The 13,744-nt window shown below is 61.0% G+C and carries 9 protein-coding genes; 7 read left to right on the plus strand and 2 right to left on the minus strand.

Annotation, left to right across the window (positions count from 1 at the left end):
• Window positions 1-36: 36 nt before the first annotated feature.
• Window positions 37-1,659 carry an MFS transporter gene (locus AC3ITA_RS16380; protein WP_095944098.1) on the plus strand — a complete coding sequence of 541 codons (1,623 nt, stop codon included), beginning with the start codon at window positions 37-39 and terminating at the stop codon, window positions 1,657-1,659.
• A gap of 53 nt (window positions 1,660-1,712) precedes the next feature.
• Here the strand turns inward: AC3ITA_RS16380 and AC3ITA_RS16385 are convergent, their stop codons facing one another.
• A complete protein-coding gene (locus AC3ITA_RS16385) occupies window positions 1,713-2,081 on the minus strand; it encodes a DUF427 domain-containing protein (RefSeq protein WP_095944097.1) in 369 nt (122 codons plus the stop codon).
• Between the two features lie 258 nt (window positions 2,082-2,339).
• Here AC3ITA_RS16385 and AC3ITA_RS16390 point away from each other — a divergent pair, with 258 nt between their 5' ends.
• The 3 genes from AC3ITA_RS16390 (at window position 2,340) to AC3ITA_RS16400 (ending at window position 5,714) form a co-directional block, all read left to right on the plus strand.
• Window positions 2,340-4,286, plus strand: coding sequence for a DNA topoisomerase III (locus tag AC3ITA_RS16390; RefSeq protein WP_489277871.1), 1,947 nt, complete (start codon window positions 2,340-2,342; stop codon window positions 4,284-4,286).
• Window positions 4,287-4,358: 72 nt separating this feature from the next.
• Window positions 4,359-4,862 carry a GNAT family N-acetyltransferase gene (locus AC3ITA_RS16395; RefSeq protein ID WP_095944095.1) on the plus strand — a complete coding sequence of 168 codons (504 nt, stop codon included), beginning with the start codon at window positions 4,359-4,361 and terminating at the stop codon, window positions 4,860-4,862.
• Between the two features lie 522 nt (window positions 4,863-5,384).
• The gene (locus AC3ITA_RS16400; RefSeq protein ID WP_032829393.1) at window positions 5,385-5,714 is read left to right on the plus strand and encodes a hypothetical protein; all 330 of its coding nucleotides are present in this window, start codon (window positions 5,385-5,387) and stop codon (window positions 5,712-5,714) included.
• 179 nt (window positions 5,715-5,893) lie between these two features.
• On the opposite strand, the gene AC3ITA_RS16405 is transcribed toward AC3ITA_RS16400, so the two are convergent.
• Window positions 5,894-7,396: an aldehyde dehydrogenase family protein gene (locus tag AC3ITA_RS16405; protein ID WP_095944094.1), complete on the minus strand. Its 1,503-nt coding sequence runs from the start codon at window positions 7,394-7,396 to the stop codon at window positions 5,894-5,896.
• Between the two features lie 355 nt (window positions 7,397-7,751).
• Here AC3ITA_RS16405 and AC3ITA_RS16410 point away from each other — a divergent pair, with 355 nt between their 5' ends.
• The 3 genes from AC3ITA_RS16410 (at window position 7,752) to AC3ITA_RS16420 (ending at window position 13,674) form a co-directional block, all read left to right on the plus strand.
• The gene (locus AC3ITA_RS16410) at window positions 7,752-8,258 is read left to right on the plus strand and encodes an HvfX family Cu-binding RiPP maturation protein (protein WP_414928871.1); all 507 of its coding nucleotides are present in this window, start codon (window positions 7,752-7,754) and stop codon (window positions 8,256-8,258) included.
• Window positions 8,259-8,429: 171 nt separating this feature from the next.
• On the plus strand, window positions 8,430-12,803 hold the full coding sequence (locus AC3ITA_RS16415) for an RCC1 domain-containing protein (RefSeq protein WP_489277874.1): 4,374 nt from the start codon (window positions 8,430-8,432) through the stop codon (window positions 12,801-12,803).
• Window positions 12,804-13,011: 208 nt separating this feature from the next.
• A complete protein-coding gene (locus tag AC3ITA_RS16420) occupies window positions 13,012-13,674 on the plus strand; it encodes a glutathione S-transferase family protein (protein WP_095945686.1) in 663 nt (220 codons plus the stop codon).
• Window positions 13,675-13,744: the final 70 nt, after the last annotated feature.

A 13,744-nucleotide genomic window follows, 5' to 3' on the forward strand; every position in this document is an offset into this window, starting at 1 on the left:
GGAACAACAAAAACAATCACTGTGAGGGATACCGGAATGTCAGAAAACGTTCAAACCCTGGAAGCCGTGCGCAGCGCGGGCACCAGCCAGGAAACCCAGAAAGTCATCTTCGCCTCGTCCCTCGGGACGGTCTTCGAGTGGTATGACTTTTTCCTCTATGGCGCCCTCGCGGCGGTGATCAGCAAGCAGTTCTTCGCCGGGGTCAACGACACCACGGCGTTTATCTTTGCCCTGATGGCCTTCGCCGCCGGCTTCATCGTCCGGCCGTTCGGCGCGCTGGTGTTCGGGCGATTGGGGGACATGATCGGGCGCAAGTACACCTTCCTCGCCACCATCGTCCTCATGGGCCTGGCGACGTTCTGCGTCGGATTGCTGCCGACCTACGCCAGCATCGGCATCGCCGCGCCGATCATTCTGGTGGTGCTGCGCATGCTCCAGGGCCTGGCCCTGGGCGGTGAATACGGCGGCGCCGCAACCTACGTCGCCGAGCACGCGCCCATCGGCAAGCGTGGCTTCCACACCAGCTGGATTCAGTCCACCGCGACCCTGGGCCTGCTGCTGTCGCTGCTGGTCGTGCTGGGTTGCCGCTACTTCACCGGCGACCAGTTTGAAGTCTGGGGCTGGCGCATTCCGTTCCTGTTTTCCATCGTGCTGCTGGGCATCTCGACCTGGATTCGCCTGAGCCTGCACGAGTCGCCAGCCTTCGTGAAAATGAAAGAAGAAGGCAAGCTGTGCAAACAGCCGATTCGCGATTCCTTCGGCAAATGGGAAAACCTCAAGGTGGTGTTGATCGCCCTGTTCAGCATCAATGCCGGGCAAGCGGTGACCTTCTACGCCGCGCAATTCTACGTGCTGTTCTTCCTCACCCAGTTCCTGAAAATGGACCCGGCCGTGGCCAACGGCCTGCTGATTGTCAGCGTGACCATTGGCGCCCCTTTCTTCATTTTCTTTGGCTGGCTGTCGGACAAGGTCGGGCGCAAACCGGTGCTGATGATCGGCCTGCTGCTGGCCACCGCGTTGTACTTCCCGATCTTCAAGACCCTGGCCCACTACGCCAACCCGGCCATCGACCAGGCCAGCCGCCAGGCACCGATCACCGTGATGGCCGACCCGGCCACCTGCACCTTCCAGTTCGACCCGGTGGGCAAGGCGAAATTCGACAGCCCGTGCGACAAGGTCAAGACCTTCCTGGTCAAGCAGGGCCTGCCGTACCAGAGCGCAGCGGCCCCGGCCGGCAGCGGCGTGCAGGTCAGCGTCGGTGACGTGAAGATCGATGGTTTCGACGAAGCCGCCCTGCGCGGTGCCGTGACCCTGGCCGGTTACCCGCAAAAGGCAGACATGCAGCAGATCAACAAGCCGATGATCGTGGCACTGATCGTTGCCCTGATCATCATCTCCGCGATGTGCTACGGCCCGCTGGCGGCGTTGATGGTCGAACTGTTCCCGACCCGCATCCGCTACACCTCGATGTCCCTGCCCTACCACATCGGCAACGGCTGGTTCGGCGGCTTCCTGCCGACCGTGTCGTTCGCGTTGGTGGTGTACACCGGGGACATCTTCTACGGGCTGTGGTACCCGGTGGTGATCACCGGGGTAAGCCTGGTGGTGGGGATGATTTGCCTGCGTGAGACGCGCAACGTCGATCTCGACAAGAACTGAGGTCATTGTTCGCGACGAGGGAGCGCCTCCCTCGTCGCGGTAACCAGCCCCAATCAAACCTCGGCATCGAGCAGCTCGAACTTCACCTGATCCGGGTAGAACGCCACGTACTCACGAATCTGTTCGACAGACACCTTGGGGTTCTCGTAACTCCACACCGCGTTGGCAGCTTCATGCCCTGGCACCTGCAAACTGAAATAACTGGCATCGCCCTTGTACGGGCAATAACTGGTGTGGTCGGTGCGGGCGAAATACTTCTCGTCGATATCCTCGCGCGGCACGTAGTACACCGGCGGGTAATTGGCCTCCAGCAACACCAGGGCCCGCGCCGAGGCAGCCACTTGAATACCGTGAAATCTCACCAGCAGACAGCCAGGCTGCTCGGCGATGGTGATGACAGGGCTAGGACCGGAGCTTTTCATGGAATGCGTTCCTCATGACGGTGATGGACCTGCAAATCGATGATGCGGGAGCGTGGCTTGCCCGCGATGGGCTGCGCAGCGGCCCCAAAACCTGAAACCTCGATTTATCAGGTATAACCCAAGTTTTACCCTCACGACTGCTTCGCAGCCGAACGGGAGTGACACACCAAGCTGTACATCCATACAGATAAAGATTGCTCCATCGTCCATCAAGCGCCATTCTGTGCACCCTTGGCACATTGATCGACGATGGTGGTTATGCGGCTGTACCTCTGTGAAAAACCTTCCCAGGCCAAAGACATTGCGGCTGTCCTCGGCGCCCGGCGCCGGGGCGATGGCTGCTGGCTGGGAACGGACGTCACGGTGACCTGGTGCATCGGCCACCTGCTGGAAACCGCACCGCCGGATGCCTACGACGCGCGCTACAAGCGCTGGGTGCTGGCGGACCTGCCGATCATTCCCGAAAAGTGGAAAATGACCGTCAAGCCGCGCACCGCCAGCCAGTACAAGGCGGTCAAGCGCCTGCTCGGTGAAGCGTCCGAACTGATCATCGCCACGGACGCCGACCGCGAGGGCGAGATGATCGCCCGGGAACTGGTAGAACATTGCCGCTATCGCGGGCCGATCCGCCGGCTCTGGTTGTCGGCGCTGGACGATGCGTCCATCCGCAAGGCCCTCGCGGCCCTCAAACCGGGCAACGAAACCTTCAGCCTCTATCACTCGGCCCTGGGGCGGTCCCGGGCCGACTGGCTGATCGGCATGAACATGAGTCGATTGTTCACCCTGTTGGGGCGCCAGTCCGGCTATCAAGGCGTGTTACCGGTCGGCCGGGTGCAAACGCCGACCTTGCGCCTGGTGGTGGATCGCGATCGCAGCATCGCCGACTTTGTGCCCGTCCCCTATTGGGCCATCGACGTGCAATTGCTGCACAACGGGACCACGTTCACGGCGCAATGGCGCGCGGCATCGGAGCTTTGCGACGATCAGGACCGCTGCCTGAACCAGGCGCTGGCCCAACAGGCGGCAGCCGCCATGCGCGGCGCGGCCAGTGCGCGGGTGATCAAGCTGCGCACCGAACGGATGCGCGAAGTGGCCCCGCTGCCGTTCGACCTGGGCACCCTGCAGGAGGTCTGCTCGAAGAAGCTCGGCCTCGGCGCCCAGGAAACCCTCGATATCGCCCAGGCACTCTACGAAACCTACAAAGTCATTACCTATCCGCGCAGTGATTGCGGCTACTTGCCCCTCAGCCAGCACAGCGAGGCACCGGCCATTCTGGCGGCGTTGCGCCAGGCCGATTCTGCGTTGAACGCCTTGCACGATCACCTTGATCCGCAACGGCGCTCACGGGCCTGGAACGATGCCAAGGTCAGTGCTCACCACGGCATCATCCCCACCGCCGCGGCGAAGAATCTCGACAGGCTGGCGGGCAAACAGCGTGCGGTCTACACCCTGATCCGCGCGCGGTATCTGGCGCAGTTCCTGCCCAATCACGAATACGACCGCACCCAGGCCGACTTCGATTGCGCCGGCGAGGCCTTGCGGGCTGTCGGCAAGCAGATCATCGAGCCTGGCTGGAAACGCGCCCTGCCCGAAGCACTGGCGCAGGCCAAGGGGCGCGAAGCCCCGGCGCCGCAGACACTGCCCAACCTGGCCGAAGGCATGGATTGCGCAGTGGCCGGCGTGCAATTCAAGGACCTCTGGACGCAACCGCCAAAGCCGTTCACGGAAGGCGACCTGATCAAGGCCATGAAGAATGTCGCCAAACTGGTGGAAGACCCGCTGCTCAAGCAAAAACTCAAGGACACCACCGGCATCGGCACCGAAGCGACTCGCGCGTCGATCATCCAGGGCCTGCTCGACCGTGGTTATCTGGTCAAGAACGGCAAGGCCCTGGCCGCCACGCCGGCCGCGTTCAGCCTGATCGACGCCGTACCGCGGGCCATCGCCGATCCGGGCACCACGGCGATCTGGGAGCAGGCCCTGGACATGGTGCAAAGCGGGGAAATGAGCCTGGAAGAGTTCGTCACCAAACAGGCGGCGTGGATGAGCAAACAGGTCAGTCGCTGTGCCGGGCTGAGCCTGACCATCAGCGGCCCACCGCCCGGTGGCTCCGCCGCGGCCCCCTGGAAGAAAAAACGCAAGAGCACCCCACGCAAACCAGCAAGCGGCACCAGGCGCAGGGCAAAGCCGGCAAGCAAAACCTGAACCCGGCACCGAACCCTGTGGGCAACCATAATGAACGGTGTCCCTGCCCCGGCGTAACTGGAGCCAACCCGCATGCCTTCGATAGAACTGCACGCCGCCGAACGCGATGAACTTGAAACCATCGAGAACCTGATGCAGTTCTACACCTACGACTTCAGCGAATGGTTGCCGCTGAAACTGGGCGAATACGGTTTGTTCAACATCCTGCCCATGCCCGACTACTGGCGAAACCCGGCCACCCGGCCCTTCCTGATCAAGGTCGACAGTGAACTGGCCGGCTTCGTGACCGTGGATAACCAGGTCCATCTACCCGGTGCCGACTACAACATCGGCTATCTGTTTGTCAGCCGACGCTTCCGTGGCCAGGGTGTCGCGCGATTTGTCGTTTCCACCCTCTTGAGCCGCTTCCCCGGTCAATGGCAGATTTTCCACATCAAGGCGAACCAGCCGGCGCGCCTGTTCTGGGCCGCCGTAATGCCGGGGCTCAACGTTGGCGGGTTCACCTTGCATCAGCAGGTAGTTGACGGTCATCCCTGCACTTTTTACCGCTTTGAGTGTCCGCCTTTGTCGTCCTGACCGACACGACCTCGCCCCCCGCGCTAATTCCCAACAGCTTTGTCCGACAATATGTAGTGACTGAAAATATTCACTACAAAACCGTTGACGCCTCCGATTTGCCCTTGCATGATGCAGACGTCTCCCCGATCGGGAGTACAGGCAACACGTTTGAGCAAGCTCGTCTGACCGCCGAGCTGTTTTTCCCGGATACACGCTGCCCACAAGGCAGATTGAAGAAGCTGACCTGGCCTGAACGTCCAGTACAAGGGCGAGAAGTCTTGGCGAGCAATCCTCATGAAGCTTGTGGCCGACCCTGAAAACGTCGGCAGTGGCCTTAAGGTTTTCGCCGCTTCTCTTCGTTGTGACGCTATTGCGTAGCAGTTATTCAACACGACTACATGCAACAGACGCAGGACCCCGCCCGATAAGGCGGTCGAACGCTGACGTCCTGGTTTCGGTGCCAGGGATCAACTAACCGATGGGCTACCTGTATTAGCGAATCAACTTTGAAAGATCACCAATTGGTCAAGGGGCTTTATGATGAATTTGAACAATCAACCAACTATCGATGAACTGGCTCGTATCTTCGCTGCAAAGAAAGACAGCCACGACAACCATATTCTCTGGATCAGCAAGTGTGGCCAGGTTCATATCGACTGCCTGTCGCCGCACGCCCATGAAGCAGAGTTCGACCAGAACAACCAGAACCTGTTGGCCCGACTGAAGATGTACCGTCGCGGCCAGGGCTATGTCGGCAAGAAAGCCGCCGCCGACAAGGACTTCATCGGTAATGTTCTGCAAACCCTGAAACAGGCCTGGGCCTCGATGCAGAATCAGAACGAAGTTCGGGTGATTGACCGGTTCTACTAATTGAAATGAGTCATGACTGACTTATTGATAAACAAGGCCTGCTCCCGATAAGGAGCAGGCCTTTTTTATGCCTGAACGGAGATCAACAGTGGGAGCAAGCCCGCAGGGTTTTGTAGTGATCAGAACCGTCGTCCATTCAAAAAGTGACCGCCCTTGCAACGGTCACAGGCTGGGCCATCTCAGCGTTTGACACCCAGATCGACCTGGGTCATGCGGCTGCGAATGGTGAACACGCCATCACCGGAGAGAATCGCACTGCGAGCAAACAGGCGCCCGCTCTCCCAGTTCGAAAGCCCCAGTTCCGGCTTGTTCAGCGCGTACTGGCCGTCGACCCAACGAGTGATGCCATTGCCGACAAAAGGCGCGTTGACCGCGTTGTAGAAACGCTCCTGGGCCTCGGCACTTTCACTGATCAGCGACACCGTGAATTGCGGGCTGTAGCGATTGAACAAGTCAATGGCACTGTCCAGGTCGTCGACGATCTTCAGGCTGACTTCCGGGGTTTCTTCCCACTCCCACTCACGGCCCAATTGATCTTCCGGCAACGGCTCGGCCTGTGCCTCGCTCTGATAGCCTTCGGCGCGGTACACCTGGACCGTTGCAGCCAGCCAGTCCTGCGGCAGGTGCGACTCGCTGCCTTCGACGATGTGCAGCTTGCATCCCTGGCCCCTTGCGGTGCCGGCCTGCTTGAGTGCGTCGAGGAACAGCGGCACCAGTTCAGCGGCGCGGTCGCGGTGAATCAGGCAGACGTTCAGGGTGTTGCAGACCTTGCGGTCCAGGGAGTTGCGCACCACGGCGGCAAAGCGCGAGGCATCGGCATCGGCGTTGGCAATCAGCCACGCGCCACCGGTGCCGTGCAGGCTGACCGCCGTGCCGGCCTGCTGGGCAATGCTGCCCAACTGGCTGACGGCACGACCCGAACCACGGGCCACCGCCAATGACAGGCGCCGGTCAGCGAACATCGCCCAACCGGCGGCGTGGTTGACACTTTCCACCAGCGATACGGCACCGACCGGCAGGCCGGCGTCGCTCAGTGCGCGATTCAGTGCATGGGTGACGATCGCCTGGGCGGTGCCCAACGCATCACTGCCGATGCGCAGCACGGCGGTGTTGCCGGTGCGCAATACACCGGCCGCGTCGGCAAACACATTCGGCCGGCCTTCGAAGACGAACGCGACAATGCCCAGGGGCGAGACCACTTGCTCGACTTTCCAGCCATCGTGCTCGACGCAACTGATCACCTTGCCACGGCTGGCCGCTGCATCACGCCAGGCGCGCAGGCCGGCGATCATGTCGCGACGCATGCGCTCATCGGCCAGCAAGCGGGTGGTCGAGCGACCGCGTGCCTTGGCCCGTTCGATGTCGGCCAGGTTGGCGGCTTCGATCAAGGCCCAGCATTCCGGGGTTTCCAGGCGTTGGGCAAACAGGTCGAAAAACGTGCTGATCGCTTGATCGGACACTGTCGACAGCGCGGTAAAAGCCGCCTGGGCGCGCTCGATCGCGATGTTGGCCGCTTGCTGGTCCGCCACGGGGATCAGCAGCAGCTCGCCATTGACCTGCTCCACCAGCAGGTGGTCACCGGGCTGGAAGCGTTGCGCCAGTTCGGGGCTGACGACAGTGACACGATTACCGGCGAAAGGGATCGGCGTGCCAGCGACTAGACGTTCGAGCGCGAGGGACATGAAGCGGTATCACCATGCTGTGGGTGGCCGGAAAATGTATAGCAATTCCCCTGTGGGAGCGAGCCTGCTCGCGATGAACTCCGGAACACCGCGTTTATCCAGCAGGCACGCGTTTTCGTTAACGACCATCGCGAGCAAGCTCGCTCCTACGGGGGACAGCGGTGGCCGCTTACGTATCTCAATGTATACAGCCCCACCCCCGACACACCCCGCACGCAAAACCCCGCCACAGCGACACACCGCAGATACACCCCATTGATGAAATACGCCTGTCGATTGGCCACGCCGATCAAAGCGCTCAACTCACGGGGCATGCCGTTGCCCCGCCGCCCTGACCTGAAAGAGAGCAACGTCCATGAGCACCTCCATTTCTTCGGCCGTCAAAGGCCTGCACCTGAACCTCGACCGTGCCGGCGACTGGGTTGCCCCCCTGGCGCTGCGGGTATTCCTCGCCTGGGAATTCTTCGAGTCCGGTCTTGAAAAATTCAACGGCCAGAACTGGTTTACCGATATCCAGACGCGCTTCCCGTTTCCGTTCGACCACCTTCCAGCGACACTGAACTGGGAACTGTCGATGTGGGCCGAACTGATCTTCGCCTTGACCTTGCTGGTGGGCCTGGGCACACGTTTTTCGGCGTTAAGCCTGATGGTGGTGACCCTCGTCGCAACCGCTGCGGTGCATTGGCCCGCCGACTGGCACACCCTGAGTGAACTCGCCCAAGGCTATGCCATCAGCAACAAGGGTTACGGCAACTTCAAACTGCCTCTGATCTACCTTGTGGCCCTCACGCCCCTGCTGCTGTCGGGTGCCGGCAAGTTCAGCATCGATGCGCTGCTGGCTCGTTTGTTCTGGCGTCGCTGAAACGAAAGCTGCAACGCCCTCAGCCCCGTCACCCAAAACAGACGCGACAACCCCCTACCACTCATCGGAAACCCCTCCAGACCTGTCAGATCTGACAGTAGGCAGCCTCCCTTTTCAGGCTTTAAATCCCTCCACCGCGCCCCTCTTCCGTTCGCGACAGGAGTCCTTGTCATGCTCGTTCAACCCGTGAAAAACCTCAATCCCCTGGCCCTGCTCGCCCCGGACATTCCCGGGCGCACCGAACCGCCACTGCCTTCCGGCGAATGGGGCATCAACCGTGCCGCGGCCCAGGGCAACTTTCCGGAACAGGGGCTGAAAGTGCAGATTCCCGTGTGGTCGACCCAAGGCCTGGGCGACAAGGTCGAGTTGTTGCTCAACAACGACCCGGTCGACCTACGCACCCTTACCGATCCGGCCGAAATCGGCGAGCGCACAATCTTGTGGGTCGCGCCGGCTCGATTGCCGACGGGTTCATACACCCTGGCCTACCGGGTCACCCGGCTCAACCAGGCACCCGAAACCTACGCCCCGCCCCTCGAGCTCTACGTCAAACTGGAAATCCCCGGCGGCCAGGACACCGACCCGGATTTCGGCCACTCCAACCTGTTCATGTTCATCCCCCCGGACATCGTCCAAGGCGGCGTGGACAAGGACATCGCCGAAGAAGGGGTGCCCATTGTGATTCGCGCCGCCTCCGGCACCGGCATCCCGTACCCCGACGCCGCCGAGGGTGATGTCATCTTCGTCAGTTGGGGGGGCGTGCTCCAGCAATCAGCGCCACTGACGGCGCAGCAGATCAGCGACCCGGTCAATCACCCGATCGAGGTGCGGATCACCAAAGACACCATTGAGCAGGCCGGTGACACCGACAGCGCCGGGTTGGCCGTGACCTTCATCGTCCGCGACAAGGTCGGCAACTACTCGGAGGATTGGTGCAAGGAAACCCGGATCGTCGTTTCCATCGGCACCAGTCTGCTGCTCGCCCCTATCGTCAAGGAGACGCTGAACAATGTCCTTGACCTCGATGCCCTGGGTGATAAGCCGGTCACGGTTCAAGTGTGGGCCACCCCGCCGTCGTTCGAGCTGAACGATGTCATCGTCGTGAAGATGCGCGGCACCACCCTGGACGGTGACCCGGTCGAAATCACAGCGCCCGAACAAAAAGTCGACAACCTGCCTCACACTTACGAGCCTGAACTGTCTAGCGAAGATGTCCGCAAGCTGGTGAAGACCCAGGTCATTTTCTCTTATGAAGTGCGACGGGCCGGCAGCCCCGCCCCTCTGCGTTCCAAAGGGCGGTTTGTCCAGGTCGTGGGCGAGGCCACCCGCCTGGACGCGCCGATTGCCGAAGATGAACAACAGGGCAGCCTCGACCCCGACCTGCCCAGCACCCGCATCCGGATTCCGTTTAATCCACTGATCGTGGTCGGGACGGCGATCGAGCTCAAATGGTTCGGCACCCGACCCAATGGCAGTACCTATGATCCGGAGCTGGAGTGGTTCTCTCCGGACAAAGATGAAGCCGCCGACCCGGAAGGCTTTTTCATCACCGTCGACGGCAAACACCTCAAGACGCTTGAGGGTGGCAATCTGGACCTGTCGTACAACCTGCTCACTGATGAAGACGGCACTGTCGTCCGTCGTGGCTCAGAGCACGCCGCCAAACTGAAGGTCGGCGAGCCGCAACTCGAACTGGTCAAGCCCATCGTCCTCGGTGAAACCGATGGCGCCCTGGAGCCTGGCGACCTGCCCAACGGCGCCAGCCGATTGACCGCCCCCAGACCCACGGAAAACCCGAGCAAAAGCGGGGATATCGTGACCTACACCTGGATGGGCGAAGTCAGCGGCCGAACCGAAGACTCGATCACCCTCAATGCCCTGACCGCCGACAAGGATGTGAACTTCACCCTCAATGCCACGTTCGTCGCCACCCACATCGAGCCCAATCGCGGGCAAAAGGTAACGGCCAGCTATCGCATCCTGCGCAAGGAGACGGGGAATACCAGTTATTCGAATCCGTTGACGTTCCTCGTCGGCACCGCCCTGGAACTCGCCCCGCCGAAAATCCGCCAGGCCGAACCGGACGGCAAAACCTTGCTCCCGATGAACGCCGTGGAAGCGCTGACGGCCGAAGTGCCGCCCGCCGGGTTGCTACAGACCGACCTGCTGAGCGTGACCTGGGCCGCGGCGGCCGGCAGCCATGCCGAGGGCTCCCACACCACCGAAGCCAGGCCGATCAGTGAGACGGGCCTGAACATTGAACTGCCGGTCACGGTGCTGGCGTTCAACCTGGGCAAAACGGTGACTGTGACGTTTACCATTACCCGCGATGGCAAATCTGTTACGTCGTTGCCGTTGAGCCTGGCGGTACAGAATCTGCCGCAAAGCGAATTGCCCAAGCCCCTGATCCTGGCTGCCGACAACGATGGCGAAGGCCCCGAATTCAATGTGGGTAACCTGACCGCCAATACCGCCTCTCGCATTGGCGTCTGGCCGTTGATCAGCGCTGGTCAGCGTGCCTGGATGATTCTGAGCGGTACCTACGCTGACAACAGCCACTATTACTACAGTATCGTACCGGGTTCAGCTGTCTCTCAGCAGTGGATCGACAATGGCTTTCAAAATCGCGGCCTCACTGCCGCCAGCCTTCGAACCTTGAAAGATGGCAGTACCCTGACCATCGAGTGTAAAGCGACGCTCAACAAGAGCACGAATGAGAGCGAGGCCGTGGTTTTTCCCGTACGCACTTACACGATCAAGGCCTTCAAGCTACCCGTGGCCACCTTCTGGGAAGCCACCGGTGCCGGCAACGACCTACTGAACCCGGACGATGTGTACCCTCTGGGCGCCACTGTCGTGATTGCCCAGACAGCCCTGCTGAAAACCGATGACTTCATCACCGTGCAGGTGCAAGGTAAAACCGTCACTACCTATACCCACCAGGTCCAGCCAGAGGAGGCCGACAAGGAACTGAAGACCATCAAAGTGGCGTATTCGGTGATCGCCGACAACGTAGACTCGAGCATTAGCCTCAGTTATTCCATCGCGCGCAAAGCCGGGGGCACCGATGGCCCGGCTGACCCGAGCGTTTACGATGTGCGCCGGGTGATTGGTTCGGGCAATCTGAAGGTCATGGGTGCGCGCAATATCCGCAGTGCCTGGGAAGCGTCCCGTTCCTCGCAGGTGTTGAGCGCCTTCAACAAAACAACGGGGGAGCCGGTGCAGGCGCAATGGAAATACCCCGGCGACAGTGACTGGACAACGGCGGCCACCTGGCGCGATAGCAAACCGCAGGAGCCGCTGCAGGTTCGTACCAGCGATGATCAGCTCACGCTGAATCCGGCCAACATCATTGGTAACGGTGGCAGCGCTAGCAGCTGGGCTGCGTTTGTTGCGCTTCGCGATGCGGGGGATGTCGTCGCTTGGGGCAAGGATACCCACGGTGCAACAATTCCCGCTCCCATCATCACCCAGGACGACATCGTTGAGGTGAGCTGCACCACTAGCGCCTTTGCGGCACGCCGGGCGGATGGCGAGGTCGTGGCGTGGGGATCAGCCGAAGATGGCGGGGACATGACTGACTCGCCCTTGGACTTTGTTGAAGTTGTCGGTAACGGCAGGGCGTTTGCCGGCCTCAAAACCACGGGACACGTGGTGGCCTGGGGGAATGCTGGGAGCGGCGGCGCCGTTCCTGCGCCAATCGCTGCACTGAATGACGTTGTCAGGGTTGTCACCGCCCATGACGCCTTCGTCGCACAGCGAACAACCGGCCATGTACTGGCATGGGGACGCGCAGTATGGGGCGGTACGGTGCCAGAGGACATTGCCAGGCTCACCGATATCAAGACCATCATTGGCAACATCGGTGCATTTGCAGCACTTCGCGCCAACGGCAGCCTCGTCGCCTGGGGCTACGAAAGCGGAGGTGGCAAATTGCCGGACAACATCGCTGCCATGACCGACATCATTGAGCTGTGTTGCGCCACCAATCATTCCTTTACCGCACGACGCGCCACTGGCAAGCTTATTTGTTGGGGGCAGGAACCGTTGTTTGGCCAGATAGGAGAACTGATCGACATCGTTGACGTCAGCGCCGCAATGGAGGCATTCGCCGCTCGCCGTGGCAATGGCCGCGTCGTAGCCTGGGGGAACTCAATGTGGGGAGGAACAGTACCTGGCGACATTGCCGCTCTGGAGGACATTGTTCAAGTATGCGGTTCATCCACGGCGTTCGCCGCCTTGCGTAAAAACGGCACGGTGGTAGCTTGGGGGTCTCGAGGTACGGGAGGCGATACCTCAACGGTGGTCGACCAACTGACCAACGTACTGGCGCTTTACAGCAACACTTTCGGTTTTACCGCCCTCACCTCCGACGGGCGTGTCGTGACCTGGGGCGCCCCGGACAGTGGCGGCGACAGCAGTGCGGTGCAAGACCGTCTGCGCGGCCACGTCTCTTACCTGGCCAGCCCGGCGTCACGGGGGCGGGCACTCAACGCCAGTCGCCGGGCGGCGCTGAACGCGAACCCAAACCTTCAGGATCGGTGATCTTCCGCGCCTCACCATGGCGCTCCTTCGGGAGCGCCATTTGCGAGCACAAGGCTTGCGTCTTCTCGATACCATACCTGAAGTTCAGGCCAGAAGACCTGTACTCTAACCCAAACAACAGGCGCCGGACATCAGGCTGGAGTCCCTCGCGCATTGGCCGATGGCGACCGATAATCAAGTGCTTTCCATCTCACCGAGGAATAGAAGGATGTCACTGACTCTTTATTTCCATCCGCTCTCGTCGTTCTGCCACAAAACGCTGATCGCGCTCTATGAACTGGAAATCGAGTTTGAAAAACGGATCATCGACCTGGGCAACGAGGCTGACCGGGCCGAGCTTCAAACGCTGTGGCCGATCGGCAAGTTTCCGGTGCTGCGCGATCACGCCCGGCAAAAGAATGTGCCGGAGTCGAGTGTGATCATTGAGTACCTGGACCGGCTCCATCCCGGCCAGGCACACCTGATTCCGGATGATTGGGAAACCGCGCTGGAAGTCCGCCTGTGGGATCGCTTTTTCGACCTGCATGTCCAGGTGCCGATGCAGAAGATCGTCGCCGACCGAATCCATGCCGCAAACGGCGACCTGACCCGCGAACGCGCCGCGCTGACAACGGCGTACGGCATGCTTGAACGCCAGTTGGCCGCCAACACCTGGGCAGCCAGCCCCGCATTCAGCATGGCCGATTGCGCCGCCGCCCCGGCGCTGTTCTACGCCAGCACCCTCGTACCCTTTGCCGCCGATCACCACCACTTGAGTGCGTATTTTGACAGGTTGACACAAAGGCCCTCGGTCAAGCGGGTGATCGACGAGGCACGGCCGTATTTTGCCTTGTATCCGTTTGCCGAGGCCATCCCGGAGTGCTTTCGGTAGTGGTAGACGGGGGAACGGGAGGCAAAAAAACAACGAATCGACGAATAATAACCGTCGGTCGAGTGTTATC

It is taken from the genome of Pseudomonas sp. GL_090 (assembly GCF_057837765.1).